The following is a 23,794-nucleotide window of genomic DNA, read 5'->3' on the forward strand; positions in this document are numbered from 1 at the left end:
CCTGTCCGGGGTCGTCGTGATCGCGGGGATCATGGCGTCGGGCAAGTCGACCCTCGCCCAGGCGCTCGCCGAGAGGCTGCCGCGGGCGGCCCACGTGCGCGGTGACGTCTTCCGCCGGATGATCGTCTCCGGCCGGGCGGAGTACACGCCCGCGGCCTCCGCGGAGGCGACGGCCCAGCTCCACCTCCGCTACGACCTGTCGGCGGCGACCGCGGACGCCTACGCGGCGGCCGGCTTCACGGCGATCGTCCAGGACGTGCTGCTGGGCCCCGAACTGACCTCGTACGTCGAACGGATCCGCACCCGCCCGCTGTACGTCGTCGTCCTCGCCCCCAGCCCCGAGGCGGTGGCGGAGCGGGAGGCAGGGCGGCCCAAGACCGGCTACGGACCCGCGTGGACGATCGCCGGCCTGGACGCGGAACTACGTCTGCGCACCGAGGCGTTGGGGCTGTGGCTGGACACCTCGGAGATGACCGTGGAACAGACGGTGGCGGCGATTCTCACCGGGACGGAACGGGCGAGGATCGTCTGACGTCTTTTCTCCACGGAGCGTTGTCAGTGGCGCGGCGTAGTGTTCTGGGCAGTGGGGACGGCCGTTTCGGAGGGGAAGCCCGGACGGGGGACCATGCCCTGCTCAGGACGACCTACGGCACACCACTCCGACCCACTTGCATTTCCTGAACTCTTTGATCGCGGGGGCAGCGATGAGCACGACCAGCACGACCGGCAGCGGTGCGGCGGCGATCACGCTGACCGAGGCAGAACTGGACCGTTACATCACGCACGAACCGACCCGCATGTGGCTCTCCGGCCCCGGACTCCCCGACACCGGCGGCCTGTTGACGTTCGAACCGCTGCGCACGACCGGCCTGCGCACGCTCGCCGACGTCGCGGACATCACGGCCGGCCCGTCCCGGCTCGCGGAGGAACTCCGGGACCGCCTGGTGATAGGCGAGCTGCTGGCCCCGGCCGGCCTGGACACGGAGTCGATCCTCCTCGACGGCGGCACCGGCGAGATCACCACGGCCTACCTGGTCGACCCGGCCGAGCCGCGCCCGCTGGCGCCCTCGCTGGAGACGCTGCTGCGCTTCGCCGCGGTCACCGAGGAACTGACCGGCCTGCGCGGCCGTTTCGCCTCCCTCGCCGGCACCTACGGCACCAAGGTGGCGACCGAGGCCTCCCGCAAGCTCCTGGAGCTCTTCGAGGAGGGCACGGCCGGCCGGGTCCCGCCGTACTGGAAGGCGACGGCGCTGATCCGCCCGCTCAGCCTGGTCGCGGGCCCCGGCACGGACTCCGGGCTCGCCGTCGACCTGCCGGCCCGGCTGCTGGACCAGGAGTTCGGGCAGGGCCGGGTGGCCCGCTTCGAGGAGGTCGACTTCCCGCCGACGCTCACCCACGAGCCGACCCGCCGCTTCCTGCGCGAGACGGGACTGCCGGAGGACGCGGTGCTGTTCCACCTCGACCCGGACGCCCCGCTGCCCACCCTCAAGGAGTACTTCACCGACATACAGCCGGGCCGCTTCCCCCTGGACGCCCTGCCGCCCCACGCCGACCACCTCATACGCCTCGGCCACCTGGTCGAGGAGAACAGCCTGGTCGTGGACGGCACCACGGGTGCGATCCTCAACTTCTCCCAGCCCGAGGCGACCCTCTACCCCCTCAACACGGACATCTCCACGCTCGCCTTCACCCTGTGGCTCCTCCACCACGAGCGCACCATCGACGAGCACCTGGGCCACGAACTCACCACGGAGGCCTACGACCAGCTCGCCGCGACCATGCTCCACACCCTGGCGACGATCGACCCGACCCCCACGACGATGGACGCCGACTGGCACTACTGGACGGAACTGTTCCAGGACGAGGCGGGCGGGGTGCTCTGAGCGGCCCGGGGCAAGCGGGGACCGGGGGAGGTCAGACCACCAGCCCCTGGCGGTAGGCGTAGACGACCGCCTGGACGCGGTCGCGCAGGCCGAGCTTGGTGAGGATGCGGGAGACGAAGGTCTTGACGGTCTCCGGGCTGATCACGAGGGCCGCGGCGATCTCGCCGTTGGAGAGGCCGTCCGCGATCAGCCGCAGGACCTCCAGTTCGCGCGGGGTCAGCGGGATGTCGTCAGGGGTGCCACCGTCGGCGGGCCGGATCCGGGCGGCGTACCGGCCGACCAGCCGGCGGGTCACCTCGGGATCCAGCAGGGCCGCGCCGGTGGCCACGGTCCGGATGCCGTGCAGCAGCCGGTCCGGCGGCGCGTCCTTGAGCAGAAAGCCGCTCGCGCCCGCGCGCAGGGCCTCGTAGACGTACTCGTCCAGGTTGAACGTCGTCACCACGAGCACCTTCACGGGATGCGGCACCCCGGCCCCGGCCAGCAGCCGGGTGGCCTCGATGCCGTCGAGCACCGGCATACGGACGTCCATGACGACGACGTCCGGGCGCAGCCGGCCGGCGAGGTCGACCGCGGCCTGCCCGTCCCCGCACTCCCCGGCCACCTCCAGGTCGGGCTGGGCGCCGATGATCGTCGCAAGGCCGGTGCGGATCAGCACCTGGTCGTCACAGACCAGGACCCGGATCGGCGCCCCGCCCGCGGCGCTCACGACGGCCTCCCCGCGGGCCGGGGTCACGACGGGTTCCCGGCGGGTATCCGGGCCCGTACGACGAAGCCGCCGTCGGCCGCGCGCCCCGCGCTGAACTCGCCGCCCAGCACGTCCACGCGTTCCCGGAGGCCGGCCAGGCCCCGCCCGCTCCCGCCGGGGGACGCGGCGGCCGAACCCGACCCGTCCGTGCCGACCTCCACGGTGATCTCCTTCTCACCATGGTGCACCAGCACCGAAGTGCGGCTGCCATGGGCGTACTTGAGAGCGTTCGTCAGAGCCTCCTGCACCACCCGGTAGGCCACCAGGTCGGCGCTGCCCGCCGACTGCGTGGGGGCGCCCTCCTCGGTGAACTCCACCGGCTGCCCGGCCCGGCGCGTCTGCTCCACCAGGGTGAGCAGCCGGTCGGCGGGCGGCGTCCTGACACCGGTGCCGACACCGTGGTCGGGGTTGAGCAGGTCGAGCAGATGGCGCAGGTCGGAGATGGCCCGCCGCCCGGTGTCGGTGACGGCGGTCAGCGTCTGGTCGAGCCGGTCCGGCGCGGCGGTCAGATACCGGGCCGCCTCCGCCTGCACCACCATCGCCGTCACATGGTGGGTCACCACGTCGTGCAGTTCGCGGGCGATCCGGGTGCGTTCGGCGGTGCGGGTGTCCTCGGCGACCCGCCGCCGGCGTTCGGCCTCCGCGGTCCGGGTGGCCCGCAGCCACGCCCCGGCACCCCACGCCAGCACCAGCGCCAGATAGAACGTCACGAACTCGCTCGCCGTCTCGCCCCCCGACCCCAGCCGGTGCAGCACGACCGCGAACGGCACGTAGGCCGCGGAGAACAGGAGCGCGGCGGCCCGCCGGTGCCGGTCCAGATGGGCGCCGGTGTTCAGCAGGGCGAGGGGCAGCGCGACCCCGGCGACCGAGTGGTAGGCGCGGATCTGGTCGACGGCGAAGCCGAGCGACACCAGGGCGAGGGAGACGGCCGGCCACCGCCGGCGCAGGGCGAGCGGCAGGCACTCCAGGCCGAGCGCCAGCCCGGCCAGCGCGTCGAAGGGGCGGGTGGGCAGGTCGCCGACCTGGGTCCCGTTGCCGTGCAGCGTCGGCAGGAAGGCACCGGCCAGGACCAGCAGCCCGAGCGGCAGATCCCGGACCGTCACGTCGAGCCGGTGCCACCACCCGGACATCTGCCGAGGACCGATCACCGGGGCAGTGTAGCGACGGAGCCGGCCGGGACGTCCCGGCGCCGGCGCGGCACCAGGTGCCCCCGCCGCCTGGCCAGGCGCAGGAACGCGAGCGTCACCAGCACCCCGAGCAGCACCGAGTACACGCTCGCCTCCGGCCCGAACTCGCCGCCGGTGATCAGCTGCGCCCCCGAGGTGGAGGCGTCCAGCAGCCCCTTCTGCGCGCCATTGCCGGAGACCTCGGTGCCGAAGATCGCCGACTCGGCGAAGTTCCAGCCGAAGTGCAGGCCGATCGGCAGCCAGAGGGTGCGGGTGGCGGCGTACGCGGCGCCGAGCATGCCGCCGGCCTCGATCGCGATGGCGAGGGCGCCCCACAGGGTCGCGTCCTTGTTGAGCAGATGCATCATCCCGAACAGCAGGCCGGTCGACGTCAGCGCGATCCAGGTCCCGGTGCGTTCTTCGACGATCCGGAACAGAACGCCCCTGAACAGCAGTTCCTCGGTCGTGGCGGCGGCGGCCATGAACCCGACCAACCCCACCGCGCCCGTCACCGACCCCGACCCGTGGACCGTGTAGTCCCCGAGAAAGGCGATGTTCGCGATCACGCACGCGAACGTCACCGCACCTATCAGCGCACCGCGCCCGAACGCCGCCCGGGCGCCGTCCCGCCCCACCTCGGTGCTCGGCCGGTGCTCGGTCCTTCGCACCACCCACCGGTAGACGACCACCGCGGCCACGGCCGTCAGCACACCGAGAACCAGGGTGAGAAACCAGTTCCCCTCCACCGCGGCAAGCGCCTGCCCACCGACGAAGGCGACCGCCGACACCGCCAACAACTGCCAGACCAGCCTCATGACGACTCCTCCACAGAACCCGCAGCCCAACCGCCGCGGAACTGGCCCGAACGCTACGGATCGCGGCCCGCGGAATCGTCACCACACGGTGGACACCTGCACGTAGCTCGCACGGGGGACGGGGGAGGCCCTGGATCAGGAAGGCGGCGCCGCTGCGGACGAGGCTCCGCCATCAAGGACGACCAAAAGGGCGGCACCCCTCGCAGGGTGCCGCCCCTTCGTTTTGCCTGGTCAGGCAGTCGGAGGCCGTGACCGGAATTGAACCGGTGTAACTCGCTTTGCAGGCGAGTCCCTAAACCACTCGGGCACACGGCCGTTTCCGACTTCGGGCCTCTCGGCCGGGTCGGTGATTCGAAGGTACGGGGGAGTGAGCAAGGGACTCAAGGGAGGCGGTGGGGCTGCAACGGGACTGCCATGTGGCGTCATGAATGGGGGGCGAACGGAGGGGTCTACGACCAAGGTCGGAGGCGGGGTGGGGCTCGCGACAGGGGCCAAAGTGGGGCTTGGGCCTTACCTTGGTGAGCATGACCGCCCTTGAGCCCGGCGACGCCGTTGTCGCAGATGAGACGACCCGTGACGCCTCCCGTGGTGAGGGTGTGCTGGGGCGGCCGTACCGGGCGCTGAGCGTCGGGATCGTGTCCGTGGTGCTGCTGATCGCCTTCGAGGCGACCGCCGTCGGGACGGCGATGCCCGTGGCCGCCCGGGAGCTGCACGGGGTGCCGCTGTACGCGTTCGCCTTCTCCGGGTACTTCACGACCAGTCTGTTCGCGATGGTGCTGGCCGGGCAGTGGTCGGACCGGAGCGGGCCGCTCGGGGCGCTGACGACGGGGATCGGGGCCTTCGCCGCGGGGCTGGTCGTCGCCGGGACCGCTCAGGTCATGTGGGTGTTCATCCTGGGGCGGGCCGTGCAGGGGTTCGGGGGCGGGCTGGTCATCGTCGCGTTGTACGTGGTCGTGGGCCGGGCCTATCCGGAGCGGTTGCGGCCCGCGATCATGGCCGCCTTCGCCGCCGGCTGGGTGGTGCCGTCCATCGTCGGGCCGCTGGCCGCCGGGGCGGTGACCGAGCATCTCGGGTGGCGGTGGGTGTTCCTCGGCATACCTGTGCTCGTGGTCTTCCCGGTGGCGCTCGCCCTTCCCCAGATACGCCGGCGGGCCGGCGGGCCGGTCGCGGAACGGGCGCGGGAGACCTTCGAACGGCGGCGGATCCGGCTCGCGTTCGGTATCTCTCTCGGTGCGGGGCTGCTGCAGTACGCGGCTCAGGACCTGCGGTGGGTGTCCCTGCTGCCGGGGGTCGTCGGGGGTGCCTTGCTGGTCCCGGCCGTGCTCGGGCTGCTGCCGCGCGGGACCTACCGTGCGGCCCGCGGGCTGCCGTCGGTGGTCCTGCTGCGCGGGGTCGCGGCCGGCGCGTTCGTCTCCGCCGAGTCCTTCGTGCCGCTGATGCTCGTCACCCAGCGGGGCCTGTCGCCCACCCTCGCCGGGTTCTCGCTGGCGGCGGGCGGGGTGACCTGGGCGTTGGGTTCGTGGGTGCAGGCGCGGCCGCGTGTGGCGCCGTACCGGGAACGGCTGATGACCCTCGGGATGGTGCTGGTCGCCGCGGCGATCGCCACCGCGCCCGGCGTGCTCGTGCCCGGCGTGCCCGTGTGGATCGTCGCCGTCGCCTGGGGGGTCGGCTGCTTCGGGATGGGCCTGGTGATCGCCTCGTCCAGCGTGCTGATGCTCCGGCTCTCCGCCCCGCAGGAGGCCGGCGCCAACTCGGCCGCCCTGCAGATCTCCGACGCCCTGTCGAACGTCGTGCTGCTCGCCGTGGCCGGCGCCGCCTTCGCCTCCCTCGGCGGCGGCAGCATGACGGGGACGGCCGGTTCCGGTTCCCATCCGGTCGCCTTCGCCGTCGTGTTCCTGCCGATGGCCGCCGTGGCACTCGTCGGGGTCTGGGTGACGACCCGGCTTCGTGATCTGTGACGTGAGTCCCACCCGAGGGTGAGGCGGCGTTGTCCGCGCGTTGACCGCCGCGGGGCGCCGGTAGGGTGGCCCGGTTGTCATACCCATACGTAGCCGCCCGACCCCCTTACTACGGAGACCGTGACTACCACCGCCGCTTCCTCCACCGCTTCCTCCTCCCACCACCTTTCGCCGGCCTTCCCCGGCCGGGCGCCCTGGGGTACCGCCAGCAAGCTGCGTGCCTGGCAGCAGGGGGCCATGGAGAAGTACGTCCAGGAGCAGCCGCGTGACTTTCTGGCCGTCGCCACGCCCGGCGCCGGCAAGACGACGTTCGCGCTGACCCTCGCGTCCTGGCTGCTGCACCACCATGTCGTGCAGCAGGTCACCGTCGTCGCCCCCACCGAGCATCTGAAGAAGCAGTGGGCGGAGGCCGCGGCGAGGATAGGGATCAAGCTCGACCCCGAGTACAGCGCCGGACCGCTCAGCCGGGAGTACGACGGGGTCGCCGTCACGTACGCCGGTGTCGGGGTCCGGCCGATGCTGCACCGCAACCGCGTCGAGCAGCGCAAGACGCTCGTCATCCTCGACGAGATCCATCACGCCGGTGACTCCAAGTCCTGGGGCGAGGCCTGCCTGGAGGCGTTCGAGCCGGCGACCCGGCGGCTGGCGCTGACCGGTACGCCCTTCCGGTCCGACACCAACCCCATCCCCTTCGTGACGTACGAGGAGGGGCAGGACGGGATCCGGCGGTCCGCCGCCGACTACACCTACGGCTACGGCAACGCGCTCGCCGACCATGTCGTGCGGCCCGTCATCTTCCTCTCCTACAGCGGCAACATGCGCTGGCGCACCAAGGCCGGGGACGAGATCGCCGCCAGGCTCGGCGAGCCGATGACCAAGGACGCCGTCAGCCAGGCCTGGCGTACGGCGCTCGATGCGCGCGGTGAGTGGATGCCGGCCGTGCTGCGCGCCGCCGACCAGCGGCTGACGGAAGTGCGGAAGGGGATTCCGGACGCCGGGGCCCTGGTCATCGCCTCGGACCAGGAATCCGCCCGCGCCTACGCCAAGCTCATCCGCGAGATCACCGGGAACAAGGCCACCCTCGTCCTCTCCGACGACACCGGTGCGTCCAAGCGCATCGACGACTTCAGCGCGAGCGACGACCGGTGGATGGTCGCGGTGCGGATGGTGTCCGAGGGCGTCGACGTCCCCCGGCTCGCCGTCGGGGTGTATGCGACGACCATCTCGACTCCTCTCTTCTTCGCCCAGGCCGTCGGCCGTTTCGTGCGGTCCCGGCGGCGCGGCGAGACCGCGTCCGTGTTCCTGCCGACCGTCCCCGACCTGCTGACCTTCGCCAACGAGATGGAGGTCGAGCGCGACCACGCCCTCGACAAGCCGAAGAAGGACGGCGAGGAGGACCCGTACGCCGAGTCCGAGAAGGAGATGGAGGAGGCGAACAAGGAGCAGGACGAGGACACCGGCGAGCAGGAGCAGTTCGCCTTCGAGGCGCTGGAGTCCGAGGCCGTCTTCGACCGGGTGCTGTACGACGGCGCCGAGTTCGGCATGCAGGCGCATCCCGGGAGCGAGGAGGAACAGGACTACCTCGGCATCCCGGGACTCCTCGAACCCGACCAGGTGCAGCTGCTGTTGCAGAAGCGGCAGGCCCGGCAGATCGCGCACAGCCGCAAGAAGCCGGACGACGAGGCCGACCTGCTGGAACTGCCCGCGGAACGGCGGCCCGTCGTCTCCCACAAGGAGATGATGGAGCTGCGGAAGCAGCTGAACACGATGGTCAGCGCGTATGTGCACCAGAGCGGCAAGCCGCACGGGGTGATCCACACCGAGCTGCGCCGGGTGTGCGGGGGGCCGCCGAGCGCGGAGGCCACGGCGGGACAGCTCCGGCAGCGGATCGCCAAGGTGCAGGAGTGGGCCACCCGCATGCGGTGACACCGTGGCGACGCTGTGGTGACCTCGGGAATGCGCAGCGTATATACCACCACATACCGAAGTAGTCCGTACCTGAGCGTGACCGGATTCTGGACGGAGACTTCCGCTCAGCGAACCCCCTTCGCTACTGTCCGGCTACGCACACGCCCCGTGGCAGCGCCGCCGCGGAGCGCAGCCGTGAAGCGACTGGGCCCGGAGCCGCCGGGCCGTCCTGCCGATCGGCGGCCTCTGAAGCGCGTCGTTGACGGGACTCGGCGACGCATCCGCCGCGTCGGAGGCTGCCGACCTCACCACTTAAGGAGTGGGCGTCGTGACCGCGGAGACCTCTCAGACGCTCGACCGGGGCCTCAGGGTCCTCAAGCTGCTGGCCGACACGGACCACGGGCTGACCGTCACCGAGCTATCCACCAAACTGGGCGTGAACCGGACCGTGGTGTACCGGTTGCTCGCCACGCTTGAACAGCATGCGCTGGTACGGCGCGACCTGGGCGGCCGAGCCCGGGTCGGCCTCGGCGTACTGCGTCTGGGACGGCAGGTGCATCCGCTCGTACGGGAGGCCGCGCTGCCGGCCCTGCGGTCGCTCGCCGAGGACATCGGGGCGACGGCACATCTGACCCTGGTCGACGGGACCGAGGCGCTCGCCGTCGCGGTCGTCGAACCGACCTGGACCGACTATCACGTGGCGTACCGGGCCGGGTTCCGGCACCCGCTGGAGCGGGGGGCCGCCGGGAAGGCGATCCTGTCCGCGCGGCACTCGCCGAAGGGCGACCCCGGGTACACGCTGACCCACGGCGAACTGGAGGCCGGTGCGAGCGGTGCGGCCGCGCCCCTGCTCGGGGTCACCGGGGTGGAGGGGAGCGTCGGGGTCGTGATGCTGGCCGACGCCGTGCCCGAGCGGGTGGGGGCGCGGGTCATGGATGCGGCGCGGGAGGTCGCGGAGGCGTTGCGCTGAGGGGGCGGCGCGGGGTCGGCAAGGAGCCGGGGGCGGTGGCCTGAAGTGGTTGCCACGTTGCCGCGTTAGATTGACTCCGTGCTCTCACGTCTCACGCGTCTCCAGGCCGTCGCCGTCTGTGCGGTTCCCGTCGTGGCTCTGATCGGTACGGCCGTCTTCGCGCCGTTGCCGTTCTCGGTGGCCCAGCCCGGGATGACGGCGAACGTGCTCGGCGACAACCAGGGCACCCCGGTGATCACTGTCTCCGGGGCGCCCACCCGGACGACCAGCGGGCAGCTGCGGATGACGACGATCGAGGCGACCGGGCCGGACACCCGGGTGTCGCTGGGCGACGTCATCGGCAACTGGTTCCGTACGGACCGGGCGGTGATGCCGCGCGACTCGGTGTATCCGAGCGGCGACAACGTCAAGGAGATCGAGCAGCACAACACCGAGCAGATGGAGCAGTCGCAGGACGCGGCGACGCAGGCCGCGCTGAAGTACCTGGATCTCGGCGCCGGCAAGGTCAAGGTGACCTTGAAGCTGGCGGATGTGGGCGGGCCGAGTGCGGGGTTGCTGTTCTCGCTCGGGATCGTCGACAAGCTGGACGGGAACGGCAGCGGGGGAGACCTCACCGGGGGGAAGAACATCGCCGGTACCGGAACCATCAGCGCCGACGGCACGGTGGGGGCCGTGGGCGGGGTCGCGCTGAAGACGCAGGCCGCGCGGCGGGACGGAGCGACGGTGTTCCTGGTGCCGAAGGACGAGTGCGCGGACGCCAAGGCGGAGTTGCCGAAGGGGTTGCGGTTGGTGCCGGTGACCAGTCTCAAGGGGGCTGTATCCGACTTGGTCGCGTTGGAGAACGGGAAGAGCGTTCCTGGCTGCTGAGTTTCGGCTGACCCGCCGGTGGGGGCTGGTCGCGCAGTTCCCCGCGCCCCTTACGGGGCGACTGCCGGGGTCGGCGCTGCCAGGCGCAGGCCGACTTCCACCAGGGTCCAGCCGAGGCGGATGCGGAGTTCCCGCCGGGGTGGCCTGGCCTCGGTGGCGAGGCGGTGGGCCGCAGCCGCGGCGCGGAGCTCGGCGGTGCGGGTGTGGTGCAGCGCGAGGTGGGTCTCGGGATGCATGGGGTGTTGCCTCTCTGCGGTCAGTCCGTGGTGAACGGGAAGGTGTGCGTGTGGATGCGTACGTGCTCGGCGTCGGGGGCGTCCGCTGCCTCGGGCAGGTCGCGGTAGCTCTCGACGAGAGCGTGCATCTTCTCGATGAGTTCGTTGGCGAGCCGGGGCGTGAGCCGGAGCGTCATGTCGCTCATGTCTGAGCCCTGCACCCATTCCTCGGGCCAGGTCTGCCGGTTGCCGAGCCAGGTGGACACCTGCTGGGCGTGCTTGGTGGCCACCCCGTGCATGACCATGTCGAGGGCGCCGCGGACGGCCGGGCTGGAGTCCGTGAACAGTGCGTCGTCGAAGTACAGGCCTTCATGGGCTGCCCGCCACCAGCGCTCCCGTCCCTTGCCGTGTTCCGGAGCGTCCTCGACGAAGCCGTAGGTCGCCAGCTGGCGCAGGTGGTAGCTGGTGGCCCCGCTGGACTCGCCCAGTTTCTCGGCGAGTTGGGACGCGGTCGCCGGACCGCCGAAGCGCAGCGCGTCCAGCAACTGCATCCGCAGCGGGTGAGCGAGCCCGCGCAGGGAGCGGGCGTCGAGATGGTGGATCTGGCGTTCCTTGGGCTCTGGCTCCGGCACGCGTACAAAGATAGCTATGCAAAGACTCCTTTGCAACGCATCTTTTGCATCGACTTCTTTGTAACTCCCCCCGACGCCCGCCTACTTCACGAACCCCTCCGCCTTCATCCAGTCGAGCGCCACCTGGTGCGGGTCCTCCCCGGCCACGTCCACCTTCGCGTTCAGCGTCTGGGCCACCGTGTTGTCCAGCTTCGCCGTCACCGGGTCCAGGACCGTCGCGATCGCCGGCCACTTCTTCAGGGCCTTGGTGTTGATCACGGGCGCCGCGTTGTAGTTGGGGAAGAACTTCCGGTCGTCCTGCATCACCACCAGGTTCATGGACCTGATGCGGCCGTCGGTCGTGAAGACCTCGCCGTAGGTGCAACTGCCCTTCTGCACCTGGGTGTAGATGATCCCGGTGTCCATCTGCGTGATGTTCTTCGCCGGCACGTTCATGCCGTACGCCTTCTCCATGCCGGGCAGACCGTCGGCGCGGTTGGCGAACTCGCCCTCCACGCACAGCGTCACCGCGCCCGGGTCCGACTTCGCCAGCGCGGCCACGTCCGACAGGGTCTTCGTGCCGTACTTCTTGAAGTTGGCCTGGTTCATGGCCAGGGCGTAGGTGTTGTTGAGCCGGGAGGGCGGCAGCCAGGTCAGGCCGTTGCGCAGGTCGGCGTCGTGGACCGCCTGCCACTGCCGCTGCGGGTCGGGGATGGGGTGGCTGTTGCCCAGGTAGGTGATCCACGCCGTGCCCGTGTACTCGTACATCCCGTCGGCCTCCCCGGATCTGACCGCCTCGCGGGCGCCGATCGAGCCCTGGATGCCGGTGCGGTCGAGGACCTCCGCGCCCGCCGCCTCGAAGGCGATGCCCATGATCGCGCCGAGGATCAGCTGTTCCGTGAACTCCTTGGAGGTGACGGTGAGATGGGCGCCCTTGAGGGGCTCACCGGCTCCGATCGAGCCCGGTGTCACGTCGTCGACCATGGGGGAGCCGCTCGTCAGACCGCAGCCGGCGGCCGGCAGCAGGGCCAGCAGCAGCGCCAGCAGCAGCGCCGGCGGTACGCAGAGCCTTCTCACCGGCCCACCTCCAGGCCCCGCGGCCGGAGCAGGATCTCCGCCAGCGAGGCCAGCCAGTCCACCAGCAGGGCCAGGGCCACCGTGAGGACCGAGCCGAGGACCAGGACCGGCATGCGCTGGTTCGTGATGCCGGTGGTGATCAGGACGCCCAGGCCGCCGCCTCCGCCGAAGGTGGCCAGCGTCGCCGTACCGACGTTGAGGACCAGGGCCGTACGGACGCCCGCGAGGATCAGCGGGACGGCCAGCGGCAGCTCCACCTTCCGCAGTACGCCCAGCGGGGACATGCCGATGCCGCGCGCCGCCTCCAGGAGGGTGGGGTCGTTCGCCTTCAGGCCCGTGATGGTGTTGGAGAGGACCGGGAGGATCGCGTAGATGATGATGCCGATCAGGGCCGGTTTCTCGCCGACGCCCAGCCAGATGACCAGCAGGGCCAGCAGGCCGATCGCCGGGGTCGCCTGGCCCATGTTGGCGAAGGCCATCGCCACCGGGGTGGCCTTCCGGAAGGCCTTGCGGGTCAGCAGGATGCCCAGCGGGATCGCGATGATCAGCACGAAGAACGTCGAGATCACGGTCAGTTTCACCTGCTGCCACAGGCACTTGGAGACCTGGCCGTGGGAGAGGGCGTTCGCGGAGATCGTGTCCAGGTGGGCCTGCTGGAACCACAGCCAGGTGGCCAGCAGCAGCGCCACCAGGAACGCCGGCAGGAACGTCAGCTTCCGCCAGGTGATACGGCGGGCCTGCGGGCCCTGCCGCGGCGGCGGGGCCTCCTGCTCCGCCTCGCCCTCGTCACGGAAGGCGAGGCCCTTGACCTCGTGCTCGCCCTCGGGACGGGCGTCGGGGGACGTGCTCACGCCTTCTGCTCCCCTCCCTCGCCCTCCTGTTCGGCATGGGTCTGGGCGGCCCGGGCCTCCTCGAGTTCGTGCTGGTGCTCCATCGCTTCGAGGCGGTCGGCCTCCAGGAGTTCGTGCACCGAGTTCATCAGGGTCTCCATGTCGACCACGCCGATGAACTCGCCGCGCCGCCCGGTCACCGCGACCCGGCCCGCGTTGTCCGTGAGCACCGCCTCCAGCGCGTCCCGCAGGGTCGCGTCCCGGGTCACCGTGTCGTGCACCAGCGTGCCGGCGCGGGCCAGCGAGCCCCTGGCCCGCATCAGGTCGCCGCGCCGCAGCCACTTGTAGGGGCGGCCGCGCTTGTCGAGCAGCAGGATCTCGTTCGTACCGCTGCCGCGCAGCTTGTTGAAGATCTCCTGGAGCGGGGTGTCCAGGGTGACCGTCGGATAGTCCCCCATCTCGACGTCCCGGACCCGGGTGAGGTTCAGCCGCTTCAGGGCCGCGCCCGCGCCGACGAAACCGGAGACGAAGTCGTCCGCCGGGTTGGTGAGGATCGCCTCCGGGGTGTCGAACTGGGCGATGTGCGAGCGTTCGCGGAGTACGGCGATCCGGTCGCCGAGCTTGATCGCCTCGTCGAAGTCGTGGGTGACGAAGACGATCGTCTTGTGCAGTTCGCGCTGGAGGCGGATCAGCTCGTCCTGGAGATGGTCACGGGTGATCGGGTCCACGGCGCCGAACGGCTCGTCCATCAGCAGCACCGGCGGATCGGCGGCCAGCGCCCGGGCCACGCCCACCCGCTGCTGCTGGCCGCCGGAGAGCTGGCGCGGATAGCGGCCGTGGAACTCGCCGGGGTCCAGGCCGACCAGGTCGAGCAGTTCCTCGACGCGGGCGCGGATCCGGGCCTTCGGCCAGCGGAGCATCTTCGGGACCAGGGCGATGTTCTGGGCGACCGTCATGTGCGGGAACAGCCCGGCGGACTGGATGGCGTAGCCGACCTTGCGGCGCAGCTTCACCGCGTCGATGTCCGTGACGTCCTCGCCGCCGATCCGGATCCGGCCGCCGGTCGGCTCGATCAGCCGGTTGATCATCTTCAGGGTGGTCGACTTGCCGCAGCCGGACGGCCCGACGAAGATCACCGTCTCGCCCGCCCCGATCTCCATGTTCACGTTGTCCACGGCCGGCTGCGGGCTGCCCGGGTAGCGCTTGGTCAGGTTCTCCAGCTCGATCGGGGCCCCATGGGATTCAGCCACGGATCCCCCTCGGAATGGTCAGCCGTCCGATCAGGACGTACGCGGCGTCGAACAGCAGCGCGAGGATGATGATCCCGACGGTGCCCGCGAGCACCTGGTTCAGCGCGTTCCTGCTGCCCAGGGAGGCCAGTCCGCGGAAGATCTCGTTGCCGAGCCCGGGACCGGAGGCGTACGCGGCGATCGCGGCGATGCCCATCAGCATCTGCGTGGAGACCCGGATGCCGGTCAGGATCGGCGGCCAGGCCAGCGGCAGTTCGACCCGCAGCAGCCGCGTCAGCCGGGACATGCCGATGCCCCGGGCCGCGTCCACCAGCATCGGGTCGACCCCGCGCAGGCCCACGATCGAGTTCCGCACGATCGGCAGCAGTCCGTACAGCGTCAGGGAGATCACCGTCGGCGGGACGCCGAGGCCCACGATCGGGATCAGCAGACCGATCATGGCGAGGGAGGGGACGGTGAGGATGGTGGCGGTCGCGGTGGTGGCGAGGTTGCCCGCCCACTCGCTGCGGTAGGTGACCACACCGATCACCACGCCGATGAGCGTCGCCGCGACCATGCACTGGAAGACCGCGCTGGCGTGTTGGTAGGCGTCCGTGAGCAGGGTCTGGTGCCGGTTGCCCAGGTACTCCCAGAAGCTCACGCGCGCTCACTCCGAACTCCGAACCGGTCAGGTCGTCCCTTCGCTGTCCGCCGCGGCCTGTTCCACCAGCGGGATGATCCGCAGCGGAACGGGGTTCTCCATGACGATCGCCGTGGAGGCCCGGACAATGCCATCAAAACCGACGACCCGGTCGATCACCCGCTGGAGATCGGCGTTGGAGCGGGCCACCAGGCGGCACAGCATGTCCCCGGTGCCGGTGGTGGTGAGCAGCTCCAGCACCTCCGGCACGGTCGCCAAGTGGGCCCGCACGTCCGGGCCTTGGCCCTGCCGGATCTGGAGCGTGGCGAACGCGGTGACCGGATAGCCGAGGGCCGCCGGATCCACCTGCGGGCCGAATCCCTGGATCACTCCATTCGACTGAAGCCGGTCGAGCCGCGCCTGCACGGTCCCGCGCGCCACCCCCAGCCGGCGGGACATCTCCAGCACGCCGATCCGCGGCTCCCGGGCCAGCAGCACCAGGATCCGGCCGTCCAGATGATCGATCGCCATGCCCGCCTCCGGATGGTCATCCTGCACAGAAAGGCCGCCGATACGGCCGTACCACTGAACATATTGCCCAGTGAAAACGGGAACTATTGCGCACCTTGTGGGCCAGGGTCACCCTTCGACCATGACGCAGACCACACAGCACACTCCCGACGTGACCGCCCGGCAGGCCGACCCCTTCCCGGTCAAGGGAATGGACGCGGTCGTCTTCGCCGTCGGCAACGCCAAGCAGGCGGCGCACTACTACTCCAGCGCCTTCGGCATGCGGCTGGTCGCGTACTCCGGACCGGAGAACGGCAGCCGCGAGACCGCGAGCTACGTCCTGGAGAACGGCTCGGCGCGGTTCGTCCTGACCTCCGTCGTCAGGCCGGAGACCGAGTGGGGCACGTTCCTGTCCCGGCACGTGGCCGAGCACGGCGACGGGGTCGTCGACCTGGCCATCGAGGTCCCGGACGTGCGGGCCGCGTACGCGTACGCCGTCGAGCACGGCGCGCGGTCGGTGGCCGAGCCGTACGAGCTCAAGGACGAGCACGGCACCGTCGTCCTCGCCGCGATCGCCACGTACGGCGAGACCCGCCACACCCTCGTCGAGCGGACCGGCTACGACGGCCCGTACCTCCCGGGTTTCGTCGCCGCGTCCCCGGTCGTCGAGCCGCCCTCCCGCCGCACCTTCCAGGCGATCGACCACTGCGTCGGCAACGTCGAGCTCGGCCGGATGAACGAATGGGTCGGCTTCTACAACAAGGTCATGGGCTTCACGAACATGAAGGAGTTCGTGGGCGACGACATCGCCACCGAGTACAGCGCGCTGATGTCCAAGGTCGTCGCCGACGGCACCCTGAAGGTCAAGTTCCCGATCAACGAGCCCGCCGTCGCCAAGAAGAAGTCCCAGATCGACGAGTATCTGGAGTTCTACGGCGGGGCGGGCGTCCAGCACATCGCGCTCAACACCAACGACATCGTCGAGACCGTACGGACCATGCGCGCGGCCGGCGTCGAGTTCCTCGGCACCCCCGACTCCTACTACGACACCCTGGGCGAGTGGGTCGGCGACACCCGCGTCCCGCTGGACACCCTGCGCGAGCTGAAGATCCTCGCCGACCGTGACGAGGACGGCTACCTCCTCCAGATCTTCACCAAGCCGGTCCAGGACCGCCCGACGGTCTTCTTCGAGATCATCGAACGCCACGGCTCCATGGGCTTCGGCAAGGGCAACTTCAAGGCCCTCTTCGAGGCGATCGAACGAGAGCAGGAGCGCCGCGGCAACCTGTGAACCGGGGGCCGGTCGGGCTCGGCACCGCCGGAGACCACCGTCGTGGCCGACGCCGTTGCGGCGGAGCGGATTTGGTGCCGGTCTCTTCTTTCCGCCGCGGCGGCGATCAGCCACGACGGCATATCCCGGCGGTGCCCGGCTGCGCCGTCGTGGCGGTGGACCGAAACCGACGACGGTCAGTTCTCTCCGCCGCGGTGGCGGTCAGCCGCGACGGCGTTTTCCGGTGGTGCCCGGCTGCGGCCGGTGTGGCGGTGGGAGATTGACGTCGGTCAGTTGGCTCAGCCGCGGTGGCGGTCAGCCGCCGCGACGGCGTATTCCGGTGGTGCCCGGCTGCGGCCGGTGTGGCGGAGGGAGATTGACGTCGGTCAGTTGGCTCCGCCGCGGCGGCGGGCAGCCACGGTGGCGGTGCCCGGGGGCCGGTGGGTCACTGGGGGGCCTCCTCGTTCGGTGGCTGGTCGCCCAGGGTGGTCAGGGTGGCTCGGGCCACCGGGGCCTGCAGCGGGGAGAAGTACGGGTTGATGCGCAGGGCGTCCTGGAGGTGGCGGCGGGCGGACGCGTCCAGGTCCAGGTCGCGTTCGATCATGCCCCGGTGGAAGGCGTACGACGCGCTGCGGACCCCGCCGCCCTTCGTCGAGTCCGTCGCGATCGAGGCGTAGTTCAGCGCCTCCTTGTCGTCGCCGGCCCGGTGCAGCGCCCACCCGAGCGCGTCCGCGACCTCGATGCCCGGCTGCCGCTCCCACTCGGCCGCCAGCCGCTCCACCGCCTCCTCGACATCCCCGTGGTCCGCCTCGTACTGCCCGATCAGCAACTCGTCGTCGACCCCGGCGTCCAGCTCCCGCCGCACCTGCGTCTGCAACCGCGCGTACTGCGTCTCCGCCTGGTGCCCCATCCCCAGCGACTCGTACAACTCGGCCAGCTCCAGGGAGACCTGCGGAGCCGCCCGGTGCCTGAGCGCCTCCTGGTACGCGGTCAGCGCCTCCTGCGTGCGGCCCAGCGCGGCCAGCGCCCGCCCCTGCCCGGCCCGCGCCGCCGACCGGTCGGGGTCCAGGCGGACGGCCGCCGTGAAGTGCCGTAGCGCGTCGTCCCGTTCGCCGCGCTCCCAGGCCAGCTGCCCGGCCTGGGCCAGATACGCGGCCTGCTCGGCCGGGGTCCCGGCGGCCGCCGCCGCGTCCGTCACCTGCGCCACCGCGTCCTCGCGCCAGCCCCGGTCCCGGTACACGGCCGAGGCCCGTGCCATCACGGCCGGCTTCACGGCCGCCCCGACCTTCAGCGCCATCAGCTTGTCGAGCGCGGACCGGGCCGCCTTGTAGTCGCCGAGCCCGTTGTAGGCGTCGATCAGCGCCGGATACGTGGACCACCGCTTCGGCGCCGCCTTCCGCGCCTCCTCGCCGAACCGCTTGGCCGTCGGGAAGTCCCGGCGCGCGTTCGCCAGCGCGGCGAGAGCGGCCAGCGCGTCGGTGTTGCCCTTGCCGGCCACCCGGAGAGAGGTCTGCAGCGCCCGCTCGGCCCGCGGATAGTCGGCGCTGTCATCGGTCCGTCGCGCCCGCTCCACGTACGCGGCCCCGAGCACCGCCCAGGCCCGCGCGTCCTTCGGCTGCGCCCGCACCCGGCTCTGGCGTGCGCCGATGAGCGAGGTGAGGTCGGGCAGCGCGGCGGGCAGGCCGTTGAGGACGGCCGTCTGCGCCGCCGCCTGCGCCGCCTGGGCCGCGGCCTGGGCCTTCGCCCGGGCCAGCGGCCCGGCCGCCGGGGGCGGGGCGGCGGCGCGCCGCGGCGCCGGCTCGTGCGGCCACAGCATCAGCGCCGCGCCGGCCGCCGCCCCGCCCGCCAGCGCGACGACCAGCAGCCGCCGCAGCACCCGGCGGCGGCGCCGCGGCGACGGCTCCGCGAGCAGCGAGGTGGTGGGCCCTGACGGTCGGTTATCGAGCGCGCACATGCCCGTACTGTGCGTCAATACGACGACCGCGCCCGGGCGGCCCAAGGAGGGCACCTGTGGGGTTCACACCGATGGCCCCGGGTGCGACGCTGTGATCATGAGCCGTATCGAAGCCCCCCGGGACGAGACCACCGGCAACCTCACCGACCGGCTTCTGGCGGGCCTGCCGGCCGACGCGGTGCTCGTGGACCCCGACGTGACCACCTCCTATGCCAACGACATGGCGAGCTTCTGCCCGGCCGGCGTCCCGGCCGTCGTCGTACTGCCGCGCACGGTCGAACAGGTCCAGCACGTCCTGCGCACCGCCACCGAGCTGCGGGTCCCGGTCGTCCCGCAGGGCGCCCGCACCGGCCTGTCCGGCGCCGCCAACGCCGTCGACGGCTGCATCGTGCTGTCCCTGACCAGGATGGACCGCATCCTGGAGATCTCGCCGGTCGACCGCATCGCCGTCGTCGAACCCGGCGTCATCAACGCCACCCTCTCCCGCGCGGTCGAGGAACACGGCCTCTCCTATCCGCCGGACCCCTCCAGCTGGGAGATGTGCACGATCGGCGGCAACATCGGCACGGCGTCGGGCGGGCTGTGCTGTGTGAAGTACGGGGTGACCGCCGAGTACGTCCTCGGCCTGGACGTCGTCCTCGCCGACGGGCGGCTGCTGTCCACCGGCCGGCGTACCGCGAAGGGGGTCGCCGGGTACGACCTGACCCGGCTGTTCGTCGGTTCCGAGGGCTCGCTCGGTGTCGTCGTACGGGCCGTCCTGGCCCTGAAGCCCAAGCCGCCGCGGCAGCTGGTGCTGGCCGCCGAGTTCGGTTCCGCGGCCGCCGCCTGCGACGCGGTGTGCCGGATCATGGCGGGCGGGCACGTACCGTCCCTCCTCGAACTGATGGACCGTACGACCGTGAAGGCGGTCAACGCGCTCACCCGCATGGGCCTGCCGGAGTCGACCGAGGCGCTGCTGCTGGCCGCCTTCGACACCCCGGACCCGGCCGCCGACCTCGCCGCCCTCGGCGCGCTCTGCGAGGAAGCGGGCGCCACCCAGGTGGTCCCGGCCGACGACGCCGCCGAGTCCGAACTCCTCCTCCAGGCCCGGCGGTCCTCGCTGGTCGCCCTGGAGGCCGTCAAGGGCACCACGATGATCGACGACGTGTGCGTGCCCCGCTCCCGGCTCGCCGACCTGATCGAAGGGGTCGAGCGCATCGCGGAGAAGCACGGGCTGACCATCGGGGTAGTCGCCCACGCGGGCGACGGCAACACGCACCCCACGGTCTGCTTCGACGCCCAGGACCCCGACGAGTGCCGCCGCGCCCGCGAGTCCTTCGACGAGATCATGGCCCTCGGACTGGAGCTCGGCGGCACCATCACCGGCGAACACGGCGTCGGCGTCCTGAAGAAGGAGTGGCTGGCCCGGGAGATCGGACCGGTGGGGGTGGAGATGCAGCGGGCCGTGAAGGACGCCTTCGACCCGCTGGGCATCCTCAACCCCGGCAAGCTGTTCTAGGTCGGTCATCCGCGTTCACTGGGCGAGCAGCTGGTCGAGCGCGTCGTCGATCCCCAGCTGCCCGCCCTCGGTTCCGGGGGGCACCACCCGCAGGGTCCGCTCCAGCCAGGCGGACACCTGGACGGTCGGCGCCTCCAGGAGGGCGTCTCCGTCGGGTGAACTCAGCGCCATCAGTACGACGCTGCGGCCCTCCACCTTCGTCGGCCACACCCGCACGTCCCCGTGCCCGCACGGCCGGAACACCCCCTCCACCAGCAGGTCGCGGGCGAAGGTCCAGTCCACCGGGGACTGCGAGTTGATGTGGAAGCCGACATGGACGGCGTACGGGTCGTCGGAGCGGTAGCCGAGCCGGGCCGGGACCGGGATGCTCCGCTCGGGGGACAGGATGAGCCGCAGCTCCAGTTCGCGCTCCACCACTGTGTGATGCATGACGTTCGTTTCCTCTCGTCGGTCGTACGGGCGCCTGTGGACGGGCCCGTACGAGGGAGAGGGCCTGGGGCCGCGAGCATTACGCGGGTTCCGGGAAATTTTTTTCCGGTGCGGTGAAGGGGGCGCACAGGGATGCCCGGAAAGGGGCGGGTCCTGCGGGACTGGCGGTGGTGGGCACGCGCGTCTGATAGATGTGGAGCCTCCCACACGACCCCCGAGCAGATACGGGATGACGGACATGACCGCCCCTACCCCGGCACCCGGTGACGAACGGCCCCGCGAGGGCTACTACCCGGACCCGTCCATCCCCGGCTACGTCCGTTACTGGAACGGCGCCGCGTGGGTGCCGGGCACCAGCCGCCCGGCCCCGTCCGACGGCGAACCGCTCGCCCCGCCGCCCGGTTCCCGCCCCGCGAGCCCCGCGGTCGAGGAGACCGGACCGCACTTCTTCGACGAGGACCCGCGGCCGGGTGCCTCCGGCTGGGCGGCCGAGGGGAGTGCCTGGGGCACCGACCCCCGGGCGGCGGCGGGTTCGCCGCCCCGGCCGGACGGCCGGTCGTCCCACACGGACGGCTCGGCGACGACCCCGCCGACGGACCAGGGCGACGTCGACTCCGGCGGCACGTTCATCTTCCGCAGGCCCACGCTGGGCCCCGCGGGCACCCCGCCGGCCGACCGACCGCCCATGGACGACGGCACGATGACCTTCCGCCCGATCCGCACCGAGAACACACCTGACAAGGGGGCCGCGGCGGCCGGTACGGGTGCCGGTGCCGGGGGGCAGGGTGCCGGTGCGGCGGGTTCGGGTCCGGGTGGGTTCGGTGCGCCGGGGCCCGGTGGTCCGGGAGCGGCCGGTGCGTCCGGTGCGTCCGGGCCGGGCGGCTACGGCGCTCAGGGCCCTGCCGGTGCGTCCGGTGCGGGCGGGTTCGGCGCTCAGGGGCCGGTCGGCGCCCCCGGTGGCGGCCGCCCCGGCTTCGGCGCCGGAAAGGCGGCCGCCGACCGCGCCGCGGCGGCCCCGGCTCCCGCCGCTCCCCAGGCCGTCGCCCCCGCCGTACCCCCGCAGTCCGGCGCCCCGATGACCGCCGGGCCCGGCGGGGGGCAGTCCTCCTGGGCGCAGCAGGTGCATCAGCTCGCGGGTGACCAGCAGGCCCCGCCCTGGAAGCCGCCGGTGGAGGACCCCTTCCAGGCGGCCGCCCGGCGGCAGGCGTCGGCCCGCCCCGCCGGACTCGGCAAGCGGTTCGCCGCGCGGCTCGTCGACAGCCTGGTCGTCGGCGCGGTGACCGCCGCGGCCGCCGTACCGTTCGGCTCCCAGGCGGCCGACCACGTACAGGACAAGATCGACGCGGCCAAGCTCTCCGGCCGTACCGAGACCGTCTGGCTGCTCGACGGCACGACCGGCCTCTACCTCGGGATCGTGCTCGCCGTCCTGCTCCTCGTCGGCGTCCTCTACGAGGTGCTGCCCACCGCCAGGTGGGGCCGCACGCTCGGCAAGAAGCTGTTCGGCCTGGAGGTACGGGACATCGAGGGCCACGAGCCCCCGGCCTTCGGCGCCTCGCTGCGCCGCTGGCTGGTGTACACCGTGCCCGGGCTGCTGGGCATCGGGATCGTCGGCGTCGCCTGGTGCCTGTTCGACCGGCCCTGGCACCAGTGCTGGCACGACAAGGCGGCGCACACCTTCGTCGCCGGCTGACGGGGCGTCGCTGACGGGGCGTCGTACCCCGTACGGGCGCTCGCCGGATGCGGACCCGGCCGCTTCGCGGTCCACTCGGGCCATGAGCACCGAACCGCCCCCGGGCTCCGGACAGCCGCCGGAGGACGACCCGTTCAAGAAGCAGCCCCCGTCCGGTGAGCCGGGCGCGGGCCAGGGGCCGGGCTCGCCGTACGACACCCCGTACGGCGGTGCGCAGCCCCCGCCGCCCTCCTACGGCGGCGGCCCCTACGGAGCGGGCGGCGGCGGCCCCTACGGCGGAGGCGGCGGCCCCTACGGCGGAGCCGGTGGCTATCCCACCGATCCGCTCGCCGGGATGCCGCCGCTCGCCGACAGCGGCAGGCGCACCCTCGCCCGGATCATCGACATGGTCCTAGTGCTCATCGTGGTCTGGCTGCTCACCTGGGCCTTCGGGGTGCGCGAGTACGAGGTCAACGGCGACAAGATGGAGGTCGGCAAGTCCTTCGCGCAGTCGCTGGTCGCCGCCGTCCTGTTCGTCGGGTACGACACCCTGCTGACCGCCAAGTCCGGGCAGACCCTCGGCAAGAAGTGGCTCGGCATGCGGGTCGCCGACCTGAACAACGGCTCCACGCCCTCCGCCCAGACCTCGCTGGTGCGCGCCCTGGTGCTGTGGCTGCCGTTCGCCTTCTGCTGCGCCTGTGTGTGGACGATCATCTGCGGTGGCTGGAGCTACTTCGACAAGCCGTACAAACAGGGGCTGCACGACAAGGCCGCGAAGACGGTCGTGGTCAGTACGAGGAACTGATACCGGGGGGCGCACAAGCAGTCGGCGGGTCCGTCAGTCTCGCGGACCCGCCGACTTCTCGTGTGTGCGTGCGTCAGGGCGCGGTGGGCTCCCGGACGGGTTCGGCCGTGGCGGCGGCCACGGTCTCCCGGTGCACGGGGATCCGCACCTCGGGCCTTGCGGTCGGGGCGGGCTCGGACTGTGCGACCGTGCGCGGCCCGGGGAGCGGGACCGTCATGGCGACCAGCAGTCCCAGACCGAGCGCGGCGAGCGCGATGACCGCGATCCCGATGCCCGAACTCGTCTGTGACAGCAGCAGCATGGCGAGCGTCGAGCAGATCACGGTGCACGAACCGTAGACGAGCTGTGCCGGGGTCGGACGAGGCATGGCAATCGTGTCCTCGGAAGATGTGGGGGTGAGACGGGGAGCCGGCCTTGCTTTCCACCGGCTTCCGTGCGTTCCACCGTTCGACTCTATTCGCGTGCATGCCCGAGTGGAACGGCCGGTAAGCGTGACCTAACCCACGGTACCGGTGCACAGGGGGCGCACGGTCGCATGGCATACGGCAACCGGAGGCATATGCGCGCCGGTTGAGCGAGGTCCGTCAGGGCTCGCTTTATCACGGTGTCCGTAAAGCGAACTTCCTCTCCGCATAGTGCAGTTGAACTGTCCAAGTCAAGGTCTGTCTTTTCTCGTAAACCAGTAGTCAAATGACGTCACTTGAATCGACGCGTTGATCGTGCGCGCACGGATCCCTCCATGCAT

General features: G+C 71.5%; 23 protein-coding genes and 1 tRNA gene. 10 read left to right on the plus strand and 14 right to left on the minus strand.

The features are described 5' to 3' along the window. Position 1 precedes the first annotated feature (1 nt). Together ACGFZQ_RS00525 and ACGFZQ_RS00530 are read left to right on the plus strand one after the other, a co-directional pair. Positions 2 to 532, plus strand: a complete 531-nt coding sequence (locus ACGFZQ_RS00525) for an AAA family ATPase (protein ID WP_393839214.1) — start codon at positions 2 to 4, stop codon at positions 530 to 532. A gap of 172 nt (positions 533 to 704) precedes the next feature. Next, positions 705 to 1,883: an SUKH-4 family immunity protein gene (locus ACGFZQ_RS00530; protein WP_393838524.1), complete on the plus strand. Its 1,179-nt coding sequence runs from the start codon at positions 705 to 707 to the stop codon at positions 1,881 to 1,883. A 31-nt stretch (positions 1,884 to 1,914) separates the two neighbouring features. Here ACGFZQ_RS00530 and ACGFZQ_RS00535 read toward each other — a convergent pair whose 3' ends face one another. The 4 genes from ACGFZQ_RS00535 to ACGFZQ_RS00550 all read right to left on the minus strand — a co-directional run bounded on the left by ACGFZQ_RS00535 (position 1,915) and on the right by ACGFZQ_RS00550 (position 4,924). Continuing rightward, positions 1,915 to 2,589, minus strand: a complete 675-nt coding sequence (locus tag ACGFZQ_RS00535; RefSeq protein WP_393838525.1) for a response regulator — start codon at positions 2,587 to 2,589, stop codon at positions 1,915 to 1,917. Positions 2,590 to 2,612: 23 nt separating this feature from the next. Next, entirely contained in the window at positions 2,613 to 3,758 is a 1,146-nt protein-coding gene (locus ACGFZQ_RS00540) for a sensor histidine kinase (RefSeq protein ID WP_393839215.1), read from the minus strand. A 14-nt stretch (positions 3,759 to 3,772) separates the two neighbouring features. Continuing rightward, positions 3,773 to 4,609: a CPBP family intramembrane glutamic endopeptidase gene (locus ACGFZQ_RS00545; RefSeq protein ID WP_393838526.1), complete on the minus strand. Its 837-nt coding sequence runs from the start codon at positions 4,607 to 4,609 to the stop codon at positions 3,773 to 3,775. A 243-nt stretch (positions 4,610 to 4,852) separates the two neighbouring features. Continuing rightward, positions 4,853 to 4,924 (minus strand) — tRNA-Cys (locus tag ACGFZQ_RS00550). Between the two features lie 209 nt (positions 4,925 to 5,133). Here ACGFZQ_RS00550 and ACGFZQ_RS00555 point away from each other — a divergent pair. The 4 genes from ACGFZQ_RS00555 (at position 5,134) to ACGFZQ_RS00570 (ending at position 10,312) form a co-directional block, all read left to right on the plus strand. Next, positions 5,134 to 6,567, plus strand: a complete 1,434-nt coding sequence (locus tag ACGFZQ_RS00555) for an MFS transporter (RefSeq protein ID WP_393838527.1) — start codon at positions 5,134 to 5,136, stop codon at positions 6,565 to 6,567. Positions 6,568 to 6,687: 120 nt separating this feature from the next. Next, a complete protein-coding gene (locus tag ACGFZQ_RS00560) occupies positions 6,688 to 8,493 on the plus strand; it encodes a DEAD/DEAH box helicase (protein WP_393838528.1) in 1,806 nt (601 codons plus the stop codon). Between the two features lie 310 nt (positions 8,494 to 8,803). Continuing rightward, positions 8,804 to 9,445: an IclR family transcriptional regulator gene (locus ACGFZQ_RS00565; protein ID WP_393838529.1), complete on the plus strand. Its 642-nt coding sequence runs from the start codon at positions 8,804 to 8,806 to the stop codon at positions 9,443 to 9,445. Positions 9,446 to 9,523: 78 nt separating this feature from the next. Then, a complete protein-coding gene (locus ACGFZQ_RS00570; RefSeq protein WP_393838530.1) occupies positions 9,524 to 10,312 on the plus strand; it encodes a S16 family serine protease in 789 nt (262 codons plus the stop codon). 50 nt (positions 10,313 to 10,362) lie between these two features. On the opposite strand, the gene ACGFZQ_RS00575 is transcribed toward ACGFZQ_RS00570, so the two are convergent. The 7 genes from ACGFZQ_RS00575 to ACGFZQ_RS00605 form a co-directional block, all read right to left on the minus strand. Further along, positions 10,363 to 10,548, minus strand: a complete 186-nt coding sequence (locus ACGFZQ_RS00575) for a hypothetical protein (RefSeq protein WP_393838531.1) — start codon at positions 10,546 to 10,548, stop codon at positions 10,363 to 10,365. A 20-nt stretch (positions 10,549 to 10,568) separates the two neighbouring features. Continuing rightward, the gene (locus ACGFZQ_RS00580) at positions 10,569 to 11,159 is read right to left on the minus strand and encodes an ArsR/SmtB family transcription factor (protein ID WP_393838532.1); all 591 of its coding nucleotides are present in this window, start codon (positions 11,157 to 11,159) and stop codon (positions 10,569 to 10,571) included. Positions 11,160 to 11,240: 81 nt separating this feature from the next. Then, positions 11,241 to 12,122, minus strand: coding sequence for a glycine betaine ABC transporter substrate-binding protein (locus ACGFZQ_RS00585; protein ID WP_351748314.1), 882 nt, complete (start codon positions 12,120 to 12,122; stop codon positions 11,241 to 11,243). A gap of 89 nt (positions 12,123 to 12,211) precedes the next feature. Continuing rightward, positions 12,212 to 13,066 carry an ABC transporter permease gene (locus ACGFZQ_RS00590; RefSeq protein ID WP_393838533.1) on the minus strand — a complete coding sequence of 285 codons (855 nt, stop codon included), beginning with the start codon at positions 13,064 to 13,066 and terminating at the stop codon, positions 12,212 to 12,214. Beyond that, positions 13,063 to 14,295, minus strand: coding sequence for a betaine/proline/choline family ABC transporter ATP-binding protein (locus tag ACGFZQ_RS00595; protein WP_351748243.1), 1,233 nt, complete (start codon positions 14,293 to 14,295; stop codon positions 13,063 to 13,065). Before ACGFZQ_RS00595 ends, ACGFZQ_RS00590 begins: the two co-directional genes overlap by 4 nt. Continuing rightward, the gene (locus tag ACGFZQ_RS00600; RefSeq protein WP_393838534.1) at positions 14,288 to 14,935 is read right to left on the minus strand and encodes an ABC transporter permease; all 648 of its coding nucleotides are present in this window, start codon (positions 14,933 to 14,935) and stop codon (positions 14,288 to 14,290) included. The genes ACGFZQ_RS00595 and ACGFZQ_RS00600 overlap by 8 nt, the downstream gene beginning before the upstream one ends. 27 nt (positions 14,936 to 14,962) lie before the next feature. Next, on the minus strand, positions 14,963 to 15,445 hold the full coding sequence (locus ACGFZQ_RS00605; protein WP_351748245.1) for an Lrp/AsnC family transcriptional regulator: 483 nt from the start codon (positions 15,443 to 15,445) through the stop codon (positions 14,963 to 14,965). Positions 15,446 to 15,566: 121 nt separating this feature from the next. Between ACGFZQ_RS00605 and hppD the strand changes: the two genes are divergently transcribed. Then, positions 15,567 to 16,715: a 4-hydroxyphenylpyruvate dioxygenase gene (hppD, locus tag ACGFZQ_RS00610; RefSeq protein WP_393838535.1), complete on the plus strand. Its 1,149-nt coding sequence runs from the start codon at positions 15,567 to 15,569 to the stop codon at positions 16,713 to 16,715. A 424-nt stretch (positions 16,716 to 17,139) separates the two neighbouring features. Here the strand turns inward: hppD and ACGFZQ_RS00615 are convergent, their stop codons facing one another. Beyond that, complete coding sequence (locus tag ACGFZQ_RS00615) at positions 17,140 to 18,648, minus strand: tetratricopeptide repeat protein (RefSeq protein WP_393838536.1); 1,509 nt, start codon at positions 18,646 to 18,648, stop codon at positions 17,140 to 17,142. 91 nt (positions 18,649 to 18,739) lie between these two features. Between ACGFZQ_RS00615 and ACGFZQ_RS00620 the strand changes: the two genes are divergently transcribed. Further along, on the plus strand, positions 18,740 to 20,146 hold the full coding sequence (locus ACGFZQ_RS00620) for an FAD-binding oxidoreductase (RefSeq protein ID WP_382536489.1): 1,407 nt from the start codon (positions 18,740 to 18,742) through the stop codon (positions 20,144 to 20,146). A 15-nt stretch (positions 20,147 to 20,161) separates the two neighbouring features. Here ACGFZQ_RS00620 and ACGFZQ_RS00625 read toward each other — a convergent pair whose 3' ends face one another. Then, positions 20,162 to 20,575, minus strand: a complete 414-nt coding sequence (locus tag ACGFZQ_RS00625) for an SsgA family sporulation/cell division regulator (RefSeq protein ID WP_393838537.1) — start codon at positions 20,573 to 20,575, stop codon at positions 20,162 to 20,164. 238 nt (positions 20,576 to 20,813) lie between these two features. Between ACGFZQ_RS00625 and ACGFZQ_RS00630 the strand changes: the two genes are divergently transcribed. Together ACGFZQ_RS00630 and ACGFZQ_RS00635 are read left to right on the plus strand one after the other, a co-directional pair. Next, entirely contained in the window at positions 20,814 to 22,265 is a 1,452-nt protein-coding gene (locus tag ACGFZQ_RS00630) for an RDD family protein (protein WP_393838538.1), read from the plus strand. An 82-nt stretch (positions 22,266 to 22,347) separates the two neighbouring features. Beyond that, positions 22,348 to 23,049, plus strand: a complete 702-nt coding sequence (locus ACGFZQ_RS00635) for an RDD family protein (RefSeq protein ID WP_393838539.1) — start codon at positions 22,348 to 22,350, stop codon at positions 23,047 to 23,049. A gap of 73 nt (positions 23,050 to 23,122) precedes the next feature. On the opposite strand, the gene ACGFZQ_RS00640 is transcribed toward ACGFZQ_RS00635, so the two are convergent. After that, positions 23,123 to 23,416 carry a hypothetical protein gene (locus ACGFZQ_RS00640; protein ID WP_351748257.1) on the minus strand — a complete coding sequence of 98 codons (294 nt, stop codon included), beginning with the start codon at positions 23,414 to 23,416 and terminating at the stop codon, positions 23,123 to 23,125. Between the last annotated feature and the right edge of the window lie 378 nt (positions 23,417 to 23,794).

Origin of the sequence: Streptomyces sp. NPDC048254, assembly GCF_043201895.1 — a bacterium.
In the GTDB taxonomy this organism is placed as follows: Bacteria; Actinomycetota; Actinomycetes; order Streptomycetales; family Streptomycetaceae; genus Streptomyces.

Coding starts and splice junctions, on each gene's coding strand:
- ACGFZQ_RS00530 (WP_393838524.1), top strand. CDS start 705: ATGAGCACGACCAGCACGACCGGCAGCGGTGCGGCGGCGATCACGCTG.
- ACGFZQ_RS00540 (WP_393839215.1), bottom strand. CDS start 3,758: ATGTCCGGGTGGTGGCACCGGCTCGACGTGACGGTCCGGGATCTGCCG.
- ACGFZQ_RS00545 (WP_393838526.1), bottom strand. CDS start 4,609: ATGAGGCTGGTCTGGCAGTTGTTGGCGGTGTCGGCGGTCGCCTTCGTC.
- ACGFZQ_RS00555 (WP_393838527.1), top strand. CDS start 5,134: ATGACCGCCCTTGAGCCCGGCGACGCCGTTGTCGCAGATGAGACGACC.
- ACGFZQ_RS00575 (WP_393838531.1), bottom strand. CDS start 10,548: ATGCATCCCGAGACCCACCTCGCGCTGCACCACACCCGCACCGCCGAG.
- ACGFZQ_RS00585 (WP_351748314.1), bottom strand. CDS start 12,122: ATGGTCGACGACGTGACACCGGGCTCGATCGGAGCCGGTGAGCCCCTC.
- ACGFZQ_RS00605 (WP_351748245.1), bottom strand. CDS start 15,445: ATGGCGATCGATCATCTGGACGGCCGGATCCTGGTGCTGCTGGCCCGG.
- hppD (WP_393838535.1), top strand. CDS start 15,567: ATGACGCAGACCACACAGCACACTCCCGACGTGACCGCCCGGCAGGCC.
- ACGFZQ_RS00615 (WP_393838536.1), bottom strand. CDS start 18,648: ATGTGCGCGCTCGATAACCGACCGTCAGGGCCCACCACCTCGCTGCTC.
- ACGFZQ_RS00625 (WP_393838537.1), bottom strand. CDS start 20,575: ATGCATCACACAGTGGTGGAGCGCGAACTGGAGCTGCGGCTCATCCTG.
- ACGFZQ_RS00630 (WP_393838538.1), top strand. CDS start 20,814: ATGACCGCCCCTACCCCGGCACCCGGTGACGAACGGCCCCGCGAGGGC.
- ACGFZQ_RS00635 (WP_393838539.1), top strand. CDS start 22,348: ATGAGCACCGAACCGCCCCCGGGCTCCGGACAGCCGCCGGAGGACGAC.
- ACGFZQ_RS00640 (WP_351748257.1), bottom strand. CDS start 23,416: ATGCCTCGTCCGACCCCGGCACAGCTCGTCTACGGTTCGTGCACCGTG.